Origin of the sequence: Alloprevotella sp. OH1205_COT-284, assembly GCF_003859795.1 — a bacterium.
GTDB lineage: Bacteria > Bacteroidota > Bacteroidia > Bacteroidales > Bacteroidaceae > Alloprevotella.
Window position 1 is genome coordinate 1 of the sequence record NZ_RQYI01000043.1, and the last position, 18,936, is coordinate 18,936.

The 18,936-nt window shown below is 53.3% G+C and carries 15 protein-coding genes; 10 read left to right on the forward strand and 5 right to left on the reverse strand.

Annotated elements, in window-relative coordinates:
- Positions 1-178: 178 nt before the first annotated feature.
- Entirely contained in the window at positions 179-409 is a 231-nt protein-coding gene (locus tag EII14_RS08680; protein WP_124932137.1) for a hypothetical protein, read from the reverse strand.
- Positions 410-597: 188 nt separating this feature from the next.
- Here EII14_RS08680 and EII14_RS09360 point away from each other — a divergent pair, with 188 nt between their 5' ends.
- On the forward strand, positions 598-771 hold the full coding sequence (locus EII14_RS09360) for a hypothetical protein (protein ID WP_158608365.1): 174 nt from the start codon (positions 598-600) through the stop codon (positions 769-771).
- Here EII14_RS09360 and menA read toward each other — a convergent pair.
- Positions 735-1,679: a 1,4-dihydroxy-2-naphthoate octaprenyltransferase gene (menA, locus tag EII14_RS08685; RefSeq protein WP_124932138.1), complete on the reverse strand. Its 945-nt coding sequence runs from the start codon at positions 1,677-1,679 to the stop codon at positions 735-737. The two genes, EII14_RS09360 and menA, sit on opposite strands and share 37 nt — an antisense overlap.
- A gap of 78 nt (positions 1,680-1,757) precedes the next feature.
- Between menA and EII14_RS08690 the strand changes: the two genes are divergently transcribed.
- The 8 genes from EII14_RS08690 (at position 1,758) to EII14_RS08725 (ending at position 12,382) form a co-directional block, all read left to right on the forward strand.
- Positions 1,758-2,327, forward strand: a complete 570-nt coding sequence (locus EII14_RS08690) for a thymidine kinase (protein ID WP_124932139.1) — start codon at positions 1,758-1,760, stop codon at positions 2,325-2,327.
- Complete coding sequence (locus EII14_RS08695) at positions 2,324-2,995, forward strand: hypothetical protein (protein ID WP_124932140.1); 672 nt, start codon at positions 2,324-2,326, stop codon at positions 2,993-2,995. The genes EII14_RS08690 and EII14_RS08695 overlap by 4 nt, the downstream gene beginning before the upstream one ends.
- 67 nt (positions 2,996-3,062) lie before the next feature.
- Entirely contained in the window at positions 3,063-3,839 is a 777-nt protein-coding gene (locus EII14_RS08700; protein ID WP_124932141.1) for a radical SAM protein, read from the forward strand.
- Between the two features lie 15 nt (positions 3,840-3,854).
- Positions 3,855-5,183: a tRNA lysidine(34) synthetase TilS gene (gene tilS / locus EII14_RS08705; RefSeq protein ID WP_124932142.1), complete on the forward strand. Its 1,329-nt coding sequence runs from the start codon at positions 3,855-3,857 to the stop codon at positions 5,181-5,183.
- A gap of 368 nt (positions 5,184-5,551) precedes the next feature.
- On the forward strand, positions 5,552-5,932 hold the full coding sequence (gene rsfS / locus EII14_RS08710) for a ribosome silencing factor (RefSeq protein ID WP_370242244.1): 381 nt from the start codon (positions 5,552-5,554) through the stop codon (positions 5,930-5,932).
- A gap of 24 nt (positions 5,933-5,956) precedes the next feature.
- Positions 5,957-7,969 (forward strand): ATP-dependent zinc metalloprotease FtsH, encoded by a 2,013-nt coding sequence (gene ftsH / locus EII14_RS08715; protein WP_233569424.1) that lies wholly within the window; start codon positions 5,957-5,959, stop codon positions 7,967-7,969.
- Positions 7,966-8,808 carry a phosphatidate cytidylyltransferase gene (locus EII14_RS08720; protein WP_124932143.1) on the forward strand — a complete coding sequence of 281 codons (843 nt, stop codon included), beginning with the start codon at positions 7,966-7,968 and terminating at the stop codon, positions 8,806-8,808. Before ftsH ends, EII14_RS08720 begins: the two co-directional genes overlap by 4 nt.
- Positions 8,809-8,911: 103 nt before the next feature.
- Positions 8,912-12,382 (forward strand): DEAD/DEAH box helicase, encoded by a 3,471-nt coding sequence (locus tag EII14_RS08725; protein ID WP_124932144.1) that lies wholly within the window; start codon positions 8,912-8,914, stop codon positions 12,380-12,382.
- A gap of 408 nt (positions 12,383-12,790) precedes the next feature.
- Here EII14_RS08725 and EII14_RS08730 read toward each other — a convergent pair whose 3' ends face one another.
- The 3 genes from EII14_RS08730 to EII14_RS08740 all read right to left on the reverse strand — a co-directional run bounded on the left by EII14_RS08730 (position 12,791) and on the right by EII14_RS08740 (position 17,534).
- Positions 12,791-15,520, reverse strand: a complete 2,730-nt coding sequence (locus EII14_RS08730) for a fimbrillin family protein (protein WP_124932145.1) — start codon at positions 15,518-15,520, stop codon at positions 12,791-12,793.
- An 88-nt stretch (positions 15,521-15,608) separates the two neighbouring features.
- Positions 15,609-15,818, reverse strand: coding sequence for a hypothetical protein (locus EII14_RS08735; RefSeq protein WP_124932146.1), 210 nt, complete (start codon positions 15,816-15,818; stop codon positions 15,609-15,611).
- Between the two features lie 699 nt (positions 15,819-16,517).
- Positions 16,518-17,534 (reverse strand): site-specific integrase, encoded by a 1,017-nt coding sequence (locus EII14_RS08740; protein WP_124932147.1) that lies wholly within the window; start codon positions 17,532-17,534, stop codon positions 16,518-16,520.
- Positions 17,535-17,707: 173 nt separating this feature from the next.
- On the opposite strand from EII14_RS08740, the gene EII14_RS08745 reads away from it, so the two are divergent.
- Entirely contained in the window at positions 17,708-18,592 is an 885-nt protein-coding gene (locus tag EII14_RS08745; RefSeq protein ID WP_233569425.1) for a DUF488 family protein, read from the forward strand.
- Positions 18,593-18,936 lie beyond the last annotated feature (344 nt).

The window sequence follows — 18,936 nt, forward strand, 5'->3', positions numbered from 1 at the left end:
TTGGGAGCAGGGGGAGATCTTCATAGGGTAAAGATACAAAAAAAGAAAGAATTGACAAAATAAAAAAGAAAATAGTTTTGCAGAGGTCTCCTGTTGTGAAGCATCGTCCTCCTCCACATCACACGCTCGAAACATGTCCCTTCGGTTCGCTCAGAAAGCCGTTTTTATACCTTATTTTTTATTTTTGCCGTTTTGCCTCCGCAAAAACGGTCATCTCACTGAATACCAGCCCATTTTGTGCGAAGGCAAGTGAAGGCAAAACCGGCGGGATTTTTTCAGACGTCTGAAAATCAACAATATCCGGTGAAGGCAAACACCCCCTTTTGCTTTCACTTGCTTCCGCTGCCTTAGTGCGAAAATCGCCATTTTTCAAGGAGGTGAAAGAAGAAAAACAACGGAAACCACTCATTCACAGAATTTTGAACACCACTCTTTCTGTTTTGCCTTCACTAGCCTTCGCAAATAAGCCACTGTAAGACAAAAAGTTGAGCCGTTTTGCGAAGGCAGTGAAAGCAAAAACACGAATAAAGGGAATACGCGCGCGCGTAAAAGCAAGGACTGCGGAAAAGATATTCCAAACAGAAAACATCGTCTACCATGGAGGTAGAGAAAACGGCATGGGAGGCAGGAGTTTTTAAGTTGGAGGAAGATTTTCTCAAAAGCCTATCGGCCGGCCGACATTCACTCACCACTCTCTCGGTATTTTCATCGGAAAACCTCCCGGCAAAAGCGGATCAGAACAACATGCCCGACGAAACGAGAAAAGCGTAAACAAGAATGTTTCGGGCAGTGAGAGAAAGCACCTCATTCAATTTGCGCCCATTCCATATCTGCCGCATTTTCCGCCATGCCGACAGATGAAGCGGAAGATAAAGGAGTGTCAGAAGGGAAAGCGCGGTGGGCGAACCGTGCAGCATGAAATCGAGCAACACGATGAGTGCAACTGCGACGATGCCCAGTCCGCCATACAGCCGACTTCCCATTTTTTCGCCTATCAAAACGACAAGCGTCCGTTTTCCGACGGAACGATCGGTGTCGCGGTCGCGAAAATTATTCACCACCAACAACGTATCAACCACCAAGCCCACGGAAAAGCCCAACACAAGAGCGGCCGAAGATAGGGTTTGTGCAAGCAGAAAAAAAGTGACACAAACGGGAACAATACCAAAAAACAACAAGACCAACACGTCGCCCCACCCCTTTGAACTCAGATGCGAACTATACAAAAACGCACCGGCGACGCACAACAGTCCGACACCCACAAGAAAAAACATCGTCGGCCAAACAGCACCTGAGATCGACCTTACAACCACAAAAAGCAGCCAAAGCCCGACCGCTCCGGCGAGCAGAACAACAAGGAGTATGCCTTTTTTCATGGCTTCGGGAGAAATCCAGCCTTGCTGGCAGGCACGTTTCGGGCCAAGACGGTCTTCGCGATCGTTGCCGCGAATGAAATCATACCAATCGTTGATGAAATTGGAGGCCACCTGCATCAACACGGCAAACCCTGCGCAGAGCAGTGCCATCTGCACCTCGCCACGCCCCATGCCCCCGATCCCTCCGGAGAGACGAACGAACAGAGCCACGGCCGTGACTACCGAAACGAGTGCACCGGAAAGCGTTTTCGGACGCGCCGCCAAGATCCATGCACGAAGAGAGTTTTTGGCTATATTTTTCATTTTGCGAAGTTAGCGGTTTCGTTTGGCTCGGCAAAAAAAAAGTGCTACTTTTGCTTTCACAAACAGCAACAAAGTTCCATGTCTTATAATGAACATTTTCCTCATCGCGGCCGCATCGAAGTGATTTGCGGCAGTATGTTTTCCGGCAAAACCGAAGAGCTCATCCGTCGTTTGAACCGCGCCCGCATAGCCCGTCAGAAAGTAGAGATCTACAAGCCGCTCATCGACACCCGTTACAGCGAGGCCGAAGTCGTTTCGCACGACTGCAACTCCGTTCCTTCCACGCCCGTCGGTTCGAGCCTGAACATTTTGGAATTGGCCGCGTCGGCCGATGTCGTGGGAGTGGACGAAGCCCAGTTTTTCGACGAGAAGCTCGTGGAAGTTTGCAACACGTTGGCGGATCGGGGAAAGCGGGTCATCATCGCCGGCTTGGACATGGACTTCAAGGGCAATCCGTTCGGTCCTTTGCCTGCACTTTGCGCCGTGGCCGAAGACGTCACGAAAGTGCACGCCATCTGCGTGCGTTGCGGAAATCTCGCCCACGTAAGTCACCGTATCGTCGAATGCGACCGACAAGTCATGCTTGGACAACTGCAAGAATACGAACCTCTGTGTCGCCATTGTTACAACCAAACGACAAAACCATGAAAAAACGTTTCTTCCTTCTGTTGGGATCTCTGCTAATGACATGTGTTTCCTCTTTCGCACAACAAGTACAAGAAGATTTGCGCACCGATCGCCAACTTGTTTTTCCCACATTTCGAGAAGCCAAAGTGCTGCAAACGTTCAACCGTTCGATCAAAGTCAAGGGCAACATCATGTATAAAAACGCCGCCCTCTGCTTTGTGGACGAAAAAGACGGCAAAGTCCGTCAAGCTTTCACCGACAACATCCTCGGTGTCGAATTCGACTCGCTGCGCTACGTCAAAGTAGACGCCACGGCCATGGGGCAGATCGTGGCCGAACGCGGCTACAACCGCCTGCTGGCCGTGACAACCATCGACATGAAACGCTACAAAGAAATCACCACCGGCAACACCGACCTGCCTTTCGTTTCTCTCGACATGGGAGGCATGGGCATGGATCAATTCATCGATTTGAGCGGAAGCGAACAGCAGGCCAACAAAGGGTATCCGCTGCGTCGCGATTATTATTTTTACCTCAAAGGACGCATCATTCCGGCCAAGGAGCGTTTGATCAAAAAAGAAGTGACTCCCGAAATGAAAGTGGCTTTCAAAAACCTCATGGCCGATCGTTGGTGGAGTTGGAAAGACGAAAAATCGCTGACAAAGTTGCTGATGTATTTTCCGGAGTGACGAGGCACGCTTCACCGATCCGAGCCGCCGCCCTCCCGAAATTCCACTCTCTCATTCTCCCCTCTTCATGCCAACCCTACTTTTTCCTTCCCCCATCTTCGGCCCGGTGAGCAGCAGACGCTTAGGCGTATCGCTCGGAGTGAACTTACTTCCGGCAGACGGAAAACTGTGTACCTTCGACTGCATTTATTGCGAATGCGGCTTCAACGACGATCATCCCCCGAAAGCCGCCATTCCCACTCGCTCCGAGGTGGCAACGGCACTCGAAGCGCGTTTCCGACAAATGCAAAACGACCATACGCCGCCCGATGTCATCACCTTTGCCGGCAACGGCGAACCGACGATGCACCCTCAGTTTGCGGGCATCATTGCCGACACCATCGCCTTGCGCGATCGCTATTTCCCCAAGGCCAAAGTCAGCGTTTTGAGCAACGCCACCTACTCCCATCGTCCGGCCGTGCGCGAAGCACTGATGAGCATTGACAACAACATTCTCAAACTCGACACGGTAGACCCCTCTTTCATCCGTCTTGTCGATCGTCCGTTGCGTCGCTACGACGTGGAGGAAATGATCGAAAACCTTTGTCGTTTCGAGGGAAAAGTGCAGGTGCAGACCATGTTTCTCCGCGGCACATACAACGGCACACCGCTCGACAACACCACCGACGCCTACGTGACGCCATGGATCGAAGCCCTTCGCCGCATTCGTCCGGAGTGTGTTTACATCTACACCATTGATCGCGACACTCCTGCCACCGGCCTGCTCAAAGCATCGCCGGCAACTCTCGACGCCATCGCGTTGCGCGTGAAAGAAGCCGGTTTCAAATGCTCCGTGTCCTACTAATTCGCCTCTACCGTCATGACAGAATTTGCAAAAAAAACAGCCCTTGCCCTTGCGCCTCATTTGGAAACGGTGCGGCGGAATGGGCTGTTTTGCGCACTCAGCGGCGGTGCCGACTCTGTGGCACTGCTCCGCGTTCTGATCGAACTCGGCATCCCCGTTCGCGCACTCCACTGCAACTTCCGATTGCGCGGCAAGGAAAGCGAGCGCGACGAAATCTTCGTGCGCAACCTCTGTCGAGATTTAGGCATTGACATTCAGGTCGTCCGCTTTGATACGCGCCGAGAAGCCGAACGCACCGGCGAGAGCATCGAAATGGCCGCCCGACGCCTGCGCTATGATTGGTTCGCCAAATTTGACGCCCCCGTTGCCGTCGCACACCATGCCGACGACAACATCGAAACCTTTTTCCTCAATCTTCTGCGCGGCAGCGGATTGCGCGGACTCACCGCCATGCGCATCGACAACGGCCGAGGCATTCTCCGCCCTCTCCTCCACACTTCGCGCCGAGAAATTTCGGAATACCTCAAATCGCTGCAACAGCCCTTCATCAACGACTCCTCCAACACCGACACACGACACCGCCGCAACGCCGTTCGTCACCGGCTGATGCCTTTGCTCAGAGAACTTTATCCCTCTTGCGACCACACTCTTTCTCAAACCCTTTTGCATCTGCAAGCAGCCGAGGAAGTCTACCACATCGGACTCGACACCCTCACCCGCCGTTGGGCTCCTGTCACCGAGGGAGAGAAAACGATCTACTCCCTCTCACCACTTCTCGAACAGCCCATTGCCGGAAGCGCATGGCTGCATGAGCAACTTTCGCCGCTCGGCTTCGACTCCGCCGCCGTCGAAGCCCTCTTCAAGGCACGCACCGGTGCCGTATTTTTCAGTCCTTCCCACTGTGTCACTCGAACTGCCCGAAGCATCGAAGTTGCTCCGATTGCCGACCGACCTCTTCCCGTCTTACACACCTCGGAGGCAGTGCGCCTGCCCGATTTTTCGCCCTCGCGCCGTGCCGACCTTGCCACCATTGATGCCGATTCGGTAATAGGAGAGCTCTTTGTGCGCAAAGTCGTCGTCGGCGACCGCTTCACCCCTTTCGGCATGAAACGCGGCTCAAAACTCGTGAGCGATTATCTCACCGACCGGCGGCGTTCGCGCATCGACAAACAGCATGCGCTCGTCGTTTGCGACGATATCGGCATCCTTTGGCTGGTCGGCGAAACCATTGACCGACGCGCCGGCATTTCCGACGCCACAAAACGCATCCTTTCCCTCCGCCTCCTTCCCGCCAACTGCTCCCACTGCACTACTCCCGAAATCAAAGACTCAGCGACAGAGTGAAAGTGCTATGGGAGGCAGACAAAAAAAGGTAACGAGTAGAAATTTCCGGATCAGAGCCGGAAATTTCTACTCGTTACCTTTTTCGCAGCCGAAAGGATCGTCTGCCCCAACCTCCTCTTCGCCTCTCTATGACAAAGGACATGTTTTCTCTTTCTTCTCTCTTTCGGCACGCTTCTTGCTGCATTTGTATTATCCCTCAACTCCCATTACTCCCCGAAACCTGCCCGACAACGCATCTTGCCAAGTTCGGGAAAGGCGAAAAGAAGGGGAGAAGAAAAGGGCAAAAGGGGCAGACAAAAAGGGTTAAACCTTTCGTAATTCGCAGAAATAGACGTATTTTTGCACAAGAAACTTCGTAACACATTCACATGCACCTCAACGGTGCCCTCATCCTTATGACAAAAGACTTGATAGACATCATTATCGACGGCATACAAGAAAAAAAAGGCCGCGACATCGTCGTTGCCGATTTGAGCAACATCCATACGGCTCCCACACAGGCTTTCGTGATCTGTACCGCGGGTTCTCCCTCGCAGGCCGACAGCATCGTGGACAGTATCGAAAACGCCGCCCGCACCCGCCTCGGCGAATCGCCGTCGGCCATTGCCGGTCGCGACAACAAACTATGGATCGCCATGGACTTCGGCAATGTGATGGTACACATCTTCTTGCCCGATATGCGCGAATACTACGACATCGAGCACCTGTGGGACGATGCCGCCATCACCGCCATTCCCGATTTAGATTAACCTTTTCTTTCGCAGAACATCATTATGCCCGCAAATCTCCCACCTCCCAAGCCCAAGAAGGACCCTAAAATGCCGAAGTTCAACCTCAGTTGGTTCTACATCGTAGCCATTGCAGGGTTGGCCATCATGCTGTGGCAAGGCAACGAAAACCCCGGCAGCTACGACAAAGACGTGAGCTACTCGGAAATAAAAAAATACATCGCCGACGGATATGCCAACGAAGTCATCGTAAACAAAACCGACGGCAAAGTTCTCATCGCCATACGCCCCGAAAAAATTCGGGAAGTCTTCAAGCAAGGCGTGAAGGAAGTAGGCAAGAAACCCACCGTCAGCACACGCTACCCCTCGGCCGACAAAGTCGAAGACTACCTCACCTCGATTGACTACAAAGGCAAGGTGACCTATGAAGAAAATCGTTCCATACTGCTCAACATTCTTTCGAGCATTCTCCCCATCGTCTTCTTTGTCGGTCTGTGGTTCTTCCTCATGCGCCGCATGAGCGGAGGCATGGGCGGCGGAATTTTCAATGTGGGCAAGAGCAAAGCCAAAGAATACAGCAAAGAAAACGGCGGCATCAGCGTGACCTTCAAGGACGTCGCCGGACAAGAGGGTGCCAAACAAGAAATTCAGGAAATCGTGGAATTTCTTAAAAACCCCAAGAAATATACCGACTTGGGCGGAAAAATTCCCAAAGGCGCACTGCTCGTAGGCCCTCCCGGAACGGGAAAAACACTCTTGGCCAAAGCCGTGGCAGGCGAAGCCGGTGTTCCTTTCTTCTCAATGTCGGGTTCCGACTTCGTGGAGATGTTCGTCGGCGTGGGAGCAAGCCGCGTGCGCGATCTTTTCCAAAAAGCCAAGGAGAAAGCCCCCTCTATCGTGTTCATCGACGAAATCGACGCCGTAGGTCGTGCCCGTTCCAAAGGCAACGGCTTTGGCGGAAATGACGAGCGCGAAAACACCCTCAACCAACTCCTCACCGAAATGGACGGTTTCGGAACGAACACGGGCGTCATCATCCTTGCCGCCACCAACCGCGTGGACGTGCTCGACCAAGCCTTGCTGCGCGCAGGACGTTTCGACCGCCAAATTCACGTAGACCTGCCCGACCTGCCCGAACGCATCGCCATTTTCAAGGTACACCTCGCGCCCCTCAAACTTCAAGACGGTCTTGACATCGAACTCTTGGCGCGACAAACTCCCGGTTTCTCCGGTGCCGACATTGCCAACGTCTGCAACGAGGCGGCACTCATCGCCGCCCGACGCGATCGCGAATCGGTCACGAAACAGGATTTTCTCGACGCAGTAGATCGCATCATCGGCGGCTTGGAAAAGAAAACCCGCGTCATGACGCAAGAAGAAAAACGAAGCATTGCCATCCACGAAGCCGGTCACGCCTCGGTGTCGTGGCTGCTCGAACACGCCAACCCTCTCGTGAAGGTTACAATCGTTCCTCGCGGTCAGTCGCTCGGCGCGGCATGGTATCTACCCGAAGAGCGCACCATCATCACCAAGGAACAGATGCTCGACGAAATCTGTGCCACGCTTGCCGGCCGGGCTGCCGAAGACGTGTTCCTCGGCCGTATTTCGAGCGGTGCGCTCAACGATTTGGAGCGCGTCACTCAACGTGCCTACGGCATGGTGGCTTTCCTCGGCATGAGCCCGACTATGCCCAACCTCTCCTACTACAATCCGCAGGAATCTTTCCACAAACCCTATTCCGACGAAACGGCACGCATCATCGACCAAGAGGTGCAACGCATCATCAACGAGCAATATCTGCGTGCCAAGACGCTGCTCACCGACAACGCCGCCAAACACAACCAACTGGCCGACTTGCTTTGCGAACACGAAGTCATCTTCGCCGCCGACGTTGAAAACATCTTCGGCGCACGACCTTGGAGAAGCCGTGCCGACGTATTACTCGAAGAGCAACCCGCTCCTCACGCACCGGCAATCGCCGACAGCCCCTCAGAAAGCTCCTCAGACACAGCAACCCCTCAACCCGAAGACGGGCAGCAAACCTCCGATCCCTCATGAAAAATCTCTATGTCCGTGCCATCACCGGCATTCTCTATGTAGCCCTGCTCGTCGGCAGTTTGCTGTGGAGCGATATTTCTTTCGCTCTCTTCTTCGCCGCCGTCGTCGGCCTCTCGGTGTGGGAGTTTTGCACCGTGATCAATGAAAACCTCAACGCTTCCGTCAATCGTTTCATCGCCTCGATCGGTGCGGTCTCGTTCGTATTGGCCATGTGGCAATGTTGCAAGATTTCGCCGAGCTATCAATTCTTCCTTCCTTTTCTGGTAACGATGCTCTACCTCCTCATCAGCGAATTGTATCGCAACGAGGCCGATCCTTTGAAAAACTGGGGGTATGCTTTTGCCGCTCAGCTCTACGTCACGTTGCCGCTTTCGCTCATTTTCTTTTTGGGCTATCGCTACGACGCCATGTCCGACACGCTCCCCTACGATTTCGTGTTGCCGCTTTCGGTTTTCATTTTTCTTTGGACGAGCGACACCGGTGCCTATCTGTTCGGTTCGACGTTGGGGCGTTATTTTCCTGCCAAACTTTTCCCACGCATCTCTCCCAACAAGTCTTGGATCGGCAGCCTCGGCGGCGGCATCCTCTGTTTGTTCGCGGCAGCCGTGCTTTGGCACTTCTTCCCCGATCGTCTGTCCCTCCCCGCATGGCTCGGCCTCGGCCTGGTGGTCTGCGTTTTCGGCACATGGGGCGATTTGGTGGAAAGCCTTTTCAAACGCCGGCTCGGCATCAAAGACAGCGGCCGCATTCTCCCCGGCCACGGCGGCATGCTCGACCGTTTCGACTCCGCATTGTTGGCCGTTCCCGCTGCCGTCATCTACCTCATCGGCGTGATCTGATCATATTCTTCCCAACAACTCCTCCTCCCTTGACGACCATCGCGCAAGAGAGGAGGAGTTGTTTTTTTTCAGTTTCCGTTTTCTGCATTCCCCTTCCGAAACGATGTCTTCCTCCCCTCTCTCCTCCTCTTCCGTTCAGTTCCCTTTTGCTACGGCCGACCATTTTTTTTCCGACCTTCGAGAAGCCCTCGCACACAGTGATCCGCGCGATGCCTATGCCCACTTAAATCGCGTCTTCACAAGGCTGCTCTATTTTCACACTTCCGAAACGCCGGTGAAACTTGTCGGAGCTTTTGCCCAAACCGACTATCTTCTGAAAGAGAAAGGAGCCAAGCCCGATCTTAGAAAAGCCGTAAACGATGCCCGTGTTCGCCTACGCCGCCATGCCGACCCGTCGTTGTCGGACGACCTGCTGCGCACAGCGTTCATGGAGGATTTCCAAGCCCTCTGCCACTTTGTCGCGTTGCTTCACGGGCAAGAAATCCCTTCCGAACTTCAAGAACTTTTCCCTCGTCGCCGCCACACCGCTTCGCTGCCGTCGCCCGTCACCGACTATCTGCGCGTGATCGTTCAGCGGTGGGACGATCGTTTTCTCTATGTTCACACCGAAAGCGACACCTCGCCGGTCACCGTAGACTACGTTCGTGGCCGAGAGCATCATCACGGCGACGGCACCTATCTCAAAGCCTTATTGAAAGAGGGAACGCAGCTCAATCTCATTCGTCCCACGGCAGAAAACGGCATTCTCGTGCCCGAATTCATCATCTTCGAGCCCGACTATCTAATTGACGTTTCGGCCATTGCCTCCTGTTTTGAAAGCTACGGCACCTCACCCTACACCTTTCTGCTCAACAAGCTCCGTCCCGCCCCCCGTTCGGCAGCCATTCTTCTCGGTAATCTGGCGTCGCAATTTCTCGACGAAGCCGTTCATCACCGTCTTTCCACCGACGGCTATGCCGACAGCCTGCGCACTTTCTTCAAAGGCAACGCCCTATCCGTGCTCGAAGCCGTGCCTGCCGCCGATTTTCATCAGGAAGCTCTTCGACAGCGCAAACACATCGCCCAAGCCGTGGAGTCCGACCTCCCCGACGCCGTCAAAAGCTACGCCGCCGACGACATCGTGTTGGAACCTTCTTTTTTCTCCGAAATGCTGGGCATACAAGGGCGTATAGACATGCTCCAACTCGACCATTCGCTCGTCGTCGAACAGAAATCGGGCAAAGGCGATTGGCCGCAAATCGACGCCGAAACTCCGCGCCCGCAACAAAAGCACTACGTGCAGATGCTGCTCTACATGGCCGTGTTGCGCTACAATTTCAAAACACAATACGACCGCAATCAGCGCAAGCTATACGCCTTTCTGCTCTACTCCAAATATCCCAAAGGATTGCTCGGAATGAGTTTCGCGCCCCGTCTTCTTTTCGACGCACTCCGTCTGCGCAACGAAATGGCTGCATACGACATCGGATATACACGCGGCGGCCTCGACAAACTCCTCACCCTCACCGCCGACGAACTCAACACCGCTCATGTCGCCGACAAACTTTGGCATCAATACCAGAAGCCGCAGATCGAAGCCCTTCTTCGTCCGCTTCGAGAGGCCGATGCGCAAGAGCGTGCCTACTACTTCCGCATGCTCACCTTCCTGCACATGGAGCACTATCTCGCCAAAGTGGGCAATCAGCGCAAAGAAAACTCCGGTTTCGCCGCCAAATGGCACGATACACTCGACGAAAAACGTCAAGCCGGCAACATCTTCGACCGCCTCACGCTCCTCTCGCCCTCTCCCGATCATCAGGGCGAGGTGGTTCGTCTGCTGCTCGGTTTCCCCGACGACGTCGATCATGAAATTTCCGATTTTCGCATCGGCGACATCGTCGTTCTTCATCCCTATACTCCCGGCAACGAGCCCGACCTTCGCAAAACTTTTGTTTTCCGTTGCACGATCGAGTCCATTGCTCCCCAAACGCTCACGCTCACCCTCCGCGTTCCGCAGTCGTCGGCACGCGTCTTCACCCGCCACCTCCACGACTCGTGGGCTGTCGAACACGACTTCATCGACTCCTCTTTTTCCTCCCTCTACCGCGGCATGCACAGTTTCCTCTCCGCTCCCTCCGAGCGGCGGCAGCTCCTGCTCTTTCGTCGTAGTCCCGCGGTCGATGCCTCACGGCAACTCATCGGCGACTATGGGCAATTCAACGAACTCGCACTTCGCGTCAAGCAGGCCGGCGAACTGTTTCTCATCATCGGCCCTCCCGGCACGGGAAAGACGTCTTTCGGACTGATGACCACGCTCAAAGAAGAGCTGCTCGATCCCGCATCTTCCGTTCTCCTCCTCTCCTACACCAATCGCGCCGTAGACGAGATCTGCGGAAAACTCGTCGAAGAAGGTCTTGATTTCATCCGCTTCGGCAGCGGCACATCGTGTGCAATGCCCTATCGGGAGCATCTCATCGAACAGCGCGTGCAACACTGCACGCACATCTCTGAAATCGAAAGCCTCATCGCCGGCTGTCGCATCTTCGTCGGCACAACCACGGCTTTCAACAGCCGCATCTCTCTTTTCGATCTCAAATCGTTCAGCTTGGCCATTGTCGACGAAGCCTCTCAAATTTTAGAACCTCATCTCATCGGCCTCTTCTGCGCGCAACACGGCCATCGTCCGGCCATTCGCAAATTCGTGCTCATCGGCGACCACAAACAGCTCCCGGCCGTAGTTACTCAAACGCCTCGGCAGTCACACGCAGACAACCCCGAACTCCGTTCCGCCCTCCTCACCGACTGCCGACTTTCGCTCTTTGAGCGGATGCTCCGAAAATACCGACACGACCCTGCCGTCGTCCACATGCTCTGCCAACAAGGACGCATGCACACCGACATTGCCGAATATCCCAACCGCGCCTTCTACGACGACATGCTGCGCGTCGTTCCTCTCGCCCACCAGCTCTCTCCCCTCCCTTCGGCCGATGCCTCGGCCTCGGCTCTCGTTCGTTTGATCCACTCTCGGCGATTGCTGTTTCTTTCGGTAGCCTCCTCCGTGCCTTCCGTTTCCGAAAAGGTAAACCCCGCCGAAGCCTCCGTCATCGCCGCCCTTGTCCACGCCATTCACACGGCACATTCCAACAATTTCTCTCCGGAGAAAACGGTGGGCGTCATCGTCCCCTATCGCCATCAGATTTCTGCCATTCGCACCGCTATCGCCGCCTATCACGTGCCATTGTTGCGCGACATCACGATCGACACCGTCGAGCGTTTTCAAGGCAGCCAACGCGACTACATCATTTACGGATTTACCGTGCAGAAGGAACACCAGCTCCGTTTCCTCACCGACACCACTTTTGAAGAAAACGGCAGGCTCATCGACCGCAAACTCAACGTCGCCATGACCCGTGCGCGCCAACATCTCCTTTTGCTCGGCAACGAACGTCTGCTCCGTCAGACACCCGTATTCGACGCGCTCATCCGTTTCACACGCGAAAAAGACTGTTTCCTCTCCGTTTCCCCCGATCGTTTCATCGAGGGAGATTTTGAGATGTTCGCCGACGTGCCGCCGACATCGACCGATGCTCGATGATTTCATCCGCATTCCCGACGCTGTTGCCTTCGTCGGTTTCGACCGAATTCTTCTCAACAACGCTCTCTGCCCTTCGCCGCCACCTCACCTGAGACCTCTGCAAAATCCCCTTATAAAATTGTCCAATCCGTTCTTTTTCTCGGATTGGACAATTTTATAAGGGGATTTTGCAGAGGTCTGATTTGTTAGGTACACTTTAAGACAACAGCAAGAGGCTTTTGTCGTGTTTTTGCGAAAAAAATAAGCGCATTTCGTTTTTCGGAGTGCGAACATTTCGTTTTGGCGATTATATGTGGGCCGCGAGCGGGCTTATGCCCGCAAAAATTTTTGCCGACCGGCTTCGCCGGTATTTACGCCTGTGGCTTTGAAGGCCACAGGCAATAAATCGAATGAATCAAATCAATCGAATTATTCTGAGACGGGGCGGACGGACAACCCGTAAGACCGACGGCTGCCGTTCTGCGGGCGCACGTACCACTGGCTGAAGTACAGGCGGCAACCGCTGTTCGTGTTGTACGGGACGGCCGACCAATAGTAGCCGATGCTGCCCACGCCGCTCAGCGAACCGTCGTAGGTGCTGCGATAACCCGAAGCGGGGAAATACACGGTGTGGGTACCAGTACCTTTGAAATTCCAACCGTTGTCCCAATCGCCACTGACATTGAACTCAGATGGCGTGCTGGAATAATTACCTGTCGTGGTGAAACCAGTGAAAGCATTACTTGCGGGCATCTTGAAACCGGCGGGACACGGGTCGTAGATGGTCTTGACGACAGCGTTGTCGTTCCAGCCGGTTGTACTGTTCTCCATTGACCAGAGGTTGTAGTAAGAGTAACCAGAGGGAGGATTGTTAGACCAACTTGGACCCCAAGTGTAGAAAATCTCCGGATGCTGAATACCATTCTGGATAGACATGTTGTCGCCACCATTTTTATTGAACGAGCCATCCGGCGTAGTATCGGTACCGGGGAAGGCGTCCTTGCGCCCAAACTGATACAGAGTGCTGTAACCCTGCCGCACGCTTCCGTTGTTCTGCGTGATGGTGATGTAACCCACCTGCTTGCCACCAGCCTGACCGACGGTCTGCTCAACTTTAACCTTGACACTACGGGGAGAGGTATAGGTGGTGCCTACCCAGGAGGTGTACTTGAGACCTAAAGTCTCATTGGTGAAGTTATAGACTTTGTTCTGGAAGTTCGTCACGGCGGTGGTATTGAGCACGTCCTGAGGAGCAAACCAAAGATGCCAAGACCACACCACGGTGCCACCCTTGGTGACGGCGATGACGGCATTACCATTCTTGATGGCAGAGGCGGGAACATCGAACTTTACGAAAGCATTGCTGCCACTGCCTGTGACGGAAAGATTGGTTACGAGTCCGCTCTCATCGGCCCATACCACTTTGGCATTGTCGGGAGCATTGGCACCACTGTTACTCTGCGTAATCCAAGGGTCGGTGATGTCGTGGTCGGCATGGTCCTTGAAGTGCTGAAGCACGTAAGTGCCTGAGGCGGAACTTGTGTAGGCATGGGAATTGGTTGCACCACTTGTGATGGCATTGCCATAGACCAATGGGATGCTGTAATGCCCCGGAGCAGAGATGACATAAGAGTTGGCGGTGCTGCGAGCCACGCTTCCCCCTTTAGTAGAGAGGTCGTAAGGGTTGCCTGCCGAGCCTAACGCCGTGGCAGATTTCAAGGCGTTGTTGCGCGCAGCGAGCAGGTCGATAACATGGGCGGGAACAAGCGTGGCCGTACCGGCTTCGGCGGCTGTGCCGCCATCGCCTTCCTCCTTGCTCAGAGAGGTGAGCCAAGAGGGCTTGTCGGTCATGGAGTAAGTTCCGTCGCCATTGCCGTCATAGCCCACCACTTTCCACTTCACGGGCTGCTGCGTGCCGGTAGCCAAGTCGGTGCGGTAACTCTGCACGGTGTAGCTGGCTGCGGTGGTGGCATTATAGGCCGCAGGCGTGGGATCGGTAACGGTGAGCTGGTACTGCCACGTGGAGGTGTTCTGCGACAGGGCGTAGGTCTTAGTGGTGCCGGGCTTCCATGTGCCGGAGAGGTTCACGCTGATGGGCGTGGAGCCGTCGGCGAAGTAGATTTTCACGCTCACGCCGGAGAGCGACTGCGGTATCATGTAGAAGGTGTAGTTGTCGCCCGTGTTGCCCATGATGATCTGGTTCACGGCTGCGGAGGTGCTCACGCTCACCGTGCCGTCGCCGCCGAGGGTGAAGGTCTGCGGGGCGCTCTGGTCGCTCCAGCCGGCACCCGCACCGGTCTCATCGGTGGGCAGGGTGTATTTGCCCTTGCTCTTGGCTCCGATAATCTCCACCTTGTTGATGGTCTTGTTCCAAGAGAGGTTGGAACCCACCTTGAAGCGCACGGCGGTGAGGGCGTGGCGGAACCTGAGGTTGGTCTCGGGAGCGACGAACTGCGTGGCGTAGTGCACCACGCCCGAGCAGGCGGTCATCAGGTCCTTCTGCTTCTTCACGTCCTGCTCCACCTCGAACTCCACATACGGCGTGGAGGTGTAACTTGCATCGGAAACGGTGAGCTTGTTGTAGGCAGTCGTTACCTGCGGAGAGATGCCGTAGAAGCGGCCGTAGGGCTGCGCCCACATCCAGCGGATGTCCTCCACGAGCGTGCCGTCGGCATTGGTCTCCTTGTTGTGGAACCACGGCGTGGTGCTGATACCTGCGGCAGATGTACCGCGGTAGCCGATGGACGAAAATTTGTCAGTGATAGCCGTGGAGATGTTGGCACGGGTCTGCGCCCCCGTGTGCTTCACGGGATTGACGCCCGCCACGGTGGTCTCGACAAGGCAGGTGCTGCCGTCGCCGCCCTGCACGGGCAGCTTCTGCGTGGTGAGGTCCTCGGGCGTGAGGCCCTGCATGGAGAGCGCGTTGGTAAACCCCACGCGGGTTACTTCTCCGCCGAAGGCGCGGGTGTTCCCTGCGACAGGTGCAAACATGGCTTTTTGAGCGTCGTCCTGCGCGTCGCTCACGGTGAAAGTTACGGCAGTGCCGCGGTCGCCGTCTTCTTTCCCGCCACCGTTGGCGAGGTCGTCGTCGGCACAAGAGGCAAGCATACCCAATGAGGCAAGGATGCCCAATGATAATAGGAATTTCGTTGTTTTCATTATCTTGTTGTTTTTATCTGTCCATTTTTAATTTGTTCATCTATTTTTCCTGAATACGGAGTGTGCTGGCTATGCCGCATGGAAAATATCAATCCTCCCATTCGCTCCACATATTGAACTTCTTGGCACCAGAGATTTCCTCATCTTCGTCTTCTTTCGGTGGCTCTACGCTGATGCTTCCACCGCCGGGCTGCACGGCGGGACTGCCGGCCAGCATCTGGCCTTCGATATCCACTCTGACTACTTCGATAGTAGGCTTGACATACGCTTTTTCCTTCTTGAATTCTTTTTTGTCCATAATTCTTTTATTTTAGATGTTAATTTGCTGTCCTGTCAAGGGGGGGGGATGGCGGCGGCCCTATGGCCGGTCTGGTTCGTTCTTGTAAGATGCTATGCGATAAGTTTCTTCGGGTTGCAGGGGTTGGGCGGGATATGTGGCCATCTTCTCCCGACATCTTCCCGGCAAACGTCTTATACTGTCTTGTCTCAGTCATTCCATGCTTTGGAATCAATATCCCCGATTGCATTATCCTCGCCAAGTGGCAACTCGGCGGTAGGCAGGGGACATTCCGCGTCCGTTTCCACTATTTTGATTTCAGGTTTGACATAAGCCAGTTTTCGCTTTGTTTCCATCGACGTTCCTCCCTAAAATAATGTGTACCTCTTGGTAAGAGGTGCGGGAGAGAGGGCAAATCCTCTTGGTAAGAGGGTATAATGGGCGTCGCAAAAAGCCGTGGATAAGCACAGCACGGCAATTTGCAGGTCAGGAATTTAGTAAGGAATATAAGGAAAACATGTCGAGGCAGGCTCGATAAAGCACGGATGCAGCAATCCGCAATGCAGATTGTTTTTACAGGGCGCGGTTGGCAGTTGGGCGGACAACCATGCTCTGTAAAAAACCGTATCCCCAAATGAGGATTTATGCCCGGTTTGCCTGCTCAATGTTAATAAAAAGAAAAATAATCCGCTAAATATTAGGAAGTTTGAAATAAAAGACCTAAATTTGCAGTCGATTATATATTCTATTCCACCTCTTACCAAGAGGTGGTGCCAAAATCTCCAGCAGCAGTTTCTTATTGGCCTTTGCCACCTGTCGGTCGTCTATGCCTCGGATATAGATGAGCGTGGTGTGGGTGTCGCTGTGTCCCAATGCCTGTGAGATGACGGGCAGGGCCACATTGTGGCGATAGGCCATGCTCGCCCACGAGTGGCGAGGCACATAGGAGGAGAGATGCGCCTTGATGCCCGCTTTTTGTGCAAGCGTCTGCAAGGCACGGTTGTAGCTGCGCAGGGCCGTGGAATAACGGCGGGACTGAAGACATTTGCCGACGGCCCTGTGGAGTATGGGGAAAAGGTAGTCGCTGTCCTCACGGGCGTATCGGTCGAGGATGTCCTGCATGAGGCCTTCTATCTTCACCCGCACCTGACGGCCCGTCTTGCGACGGCAGTAAGTGAGCATACCCTCCTTGATTTGGCCGCGCCGTAGCTGCGCCATGTCGGCAAAGGGCATGCCCATAGCACAGAAGGAGAAGATGAACAGGTCGCGGGCCAGAGCCGGCCGGGAACCCGCGGGCAGTTCGGTGGCGTGCAGCCTGCGGATGTCTGCCGCGCCGATGCTCCGCTTCACGGTGCGGTCGTTGCCCGTGAAGGCGTTTCGGAACGGCTTGCGGTCCTTCACCAGCCGGCGTTGGGCGGCCTTGTTGTAGATGGCACGGAGCGAGCGCAGGTAGCACGACGAGGTGTTGGGGCACACGCCCTGCTCACGCAGCCACCGCTCGTATCGAGCCACAAGGTGGCAGTCGATGCCCGACAGCGGCATGTCCTTCCCGCCACCAAAGTGGATGAACGACCGCACGGCAGTGTGGTAATTCTCCACCGTGGAAGCACTCATACCCCGTGAGGCGGTGGGGAGGAAGGAGGAGAGTGTCGTCTGTTTCTTCCCATTTCTGGCTTTACCCTGATGATGCCGTGGTGCATTGACTTTTTTGAAAAAGAAAAGAAAATTGAACATCATATAAATTTATATTTACATAGAGATTAGTGCATGATACAAGAAGGATGCCATAATTCTTCTTGTATAAACTTACTTAAATAATCGTTTATTTCGTTGGCTTTGTTGATAATAAATTGTAATTTTGCCAAAGAAATATGAGGATGATGTACTATAGAAGGAAAATTATTCTGGCATTGCTTGAAGCACTTGGAAGAGATGTTTCTGCAAAGAGTATGCAGAAATATCTATTTCTATTTACGCGTAGGCAGGTTGGTGAGAAAGCCTTTGATTTTGTTCCTTATAAATACGGTTGTTTCTCTTTTCAAGCCAATCAAGATTTAGTGGCTTTATCCAAGCAGGGATATTTGGATATAGAGAAAATAGAAAGAAAAGACAGCCTATATCATCCTTTGTACGAAACTCATTTTATCAGGGATTTGGATTTGTTTGACGCTCAGGCTATTCGTGAAGTTTGTAATTTATACGGCAGTATGTCTCAAAATGAGTTGATTGCCTATACATATCGAACAAACCCATTTACGGCAATCAATAGTACAATAGCCTCAAACTTGCTGACACAAAAAGAAATGGATAAAGTCAGGGAATGCAAGGAACGTTACAAATGCAGTTCTTCGGTACTGATGACTATTGGTTACGAAGGATTTACCCTTGAAAAGTATCTGAAGCAGTTGATATGCAATGATATTAGAGTGCTATGTGATGTCAGGAAAAATGCGTTCAGCATGAAGTATGGTTTTTCTAAGGGCATCCTACAGAAGGCCTGTGAAGGCGTTGGAATAAAATACATACATGTACCTGCATTAGGTATAGAGTCTGAAAACAGGAAAGCACTAAATACTCAAGAAGACTATAACCGCCTGTTTGAAGAGTATGAGCAGACCTCACTAAAACAGAATTGGGGTGCTTTATTATATGTGCGTTCTGTTTTAGACGAGGAAAAAAGGGTCTGTCTCACCTGTTTTGAGAAAGATCCAAGACAATGTCACCGTACACGAGTGGCAAATGCCTTGATGAATTTACCGAATGTAACCTATGATTTTCAAGAAATTTTGCTATGATTACGCGGATATTGGTAACTGTAATGACTTATCCTTCGCTATCGGAAAAGCATCTTGAAACGGTATGCACAGCAGGATTTCGTGAGGATGGATCTTGGATAAGGATTTTCCCGATTCCCTATCGGGTGATTTTTGTAGATAATGATGTGCCTCGGTATCACAAATGGCAATGGATAGAAGTAGATGTGGAGAAAAGGACTCAGGACAGTAGGCCAGAAAGTTATCATATTGAGACCTCTGCAAAACTATTTTCTTTTTTTATTTTGTCAATTCTTTCTTTTTTTGTATCTTTACCCTATGAAGATCTCCCCCTGCTCCCAACTTAGTTTTGCCGACCAAATCGT

Bases quoted from the DNA above. Each gene is read 5' to 3' on its own strand.
- ftsH (WP_233569424.1), top strand. From the start codon at position 5,957: ATGCCCGCAAATCTCCCACCTCCCAAGCCCAAGAAGGACCCTAAAATG.
- EII14_RS08695 (WP_124932140.1), top strand. From the start codon at position 2,324: ATGAAAAAACGTTTCTTCCTTCTGTTGGGATCTCTGCTAATGACATGT.
- EII14_RS09360 (WP_158608365.1), top strand. From the start codon at position 598: ATGGAGGTAGAGAAAACGGCATGGGAGGCAGGAGTTTTTAAGTTGGAG.
- EII14_RS08735 (WP_124932146.1), bottom strand. From the start codon at position 15,818: ATGGACAAAAAAGAATTCAAGAAGGAAAAAGCGTATGTCAAGCCTACT.
- EII14_RS08730 (WP_124932145.1), bottom strand. From the start codon at position 15,520: ATGAAAACAACGAAATTCCTATTATCATTGGGCATCCTTGCCTCATTG.
- EII14_RS08740 (WP_124932147.1), bottom strand. From the start codon at position 17,534: ATGATGTTCAATTTTCTTTTCTTTTTCAAAAAAGTCAATGCACCACGG.
- EII14_RS08720 (WP_124932143.1), top strand. From the start codon at position 7,966: ATGAAAAATCTCTATGTCCGTGCCATCACCGGCATTCTCTATGTAGCC.
- rsfS (WP_370242244.1), top strand. From the start codon at position 5,552: ATGCACCTCAACGGTGCCCTCATCCTTATGACAAAAGACTTGATAGAC.
- EII14_RS08700 (WP_124932141.1), top strand. From the start codon at position 3,063: ATGCCAACCCTACTTTTTCCTTCCCCCATCTTCGGCCCGGTGAGCAGC.
- tilS (WP_124932142.1), top strand. From the start codon at position 3,855: ATGACAGAATTTGCAAAAAAAACAGCCCTTGCCCTTGCGCCTCATTTG.
- EII14_RS08690 (WP_124932139.1), top strand. From the start codon at position 1,758: ATGTCTTATAATGAACATTTTCCTCATCGCGGCCGCATCGAAGTGATT.
- EII14_RS08680 (WP_124932137.1), bottom strand. From the start codon at position 409: ATGAGTGGTTTCCGTTGTTTTTCTTCTTTCACCTCCTTGAAAAATGGC.
- menA (WP_124932138.1), bottom strand. From the start codon at position 1,679: ATGAAAAATATAGCCAAAAACTCTCTTCGTGCATGGATCTTGGCGGCG.
- EII14_RS08725 (WP_124932144.1), top strand. From the start codon at position 8,912: ATGTCTTCCTCCCCTCTCTCCTCCTCTTCCGTTCAGTTCCCTTTTGCT.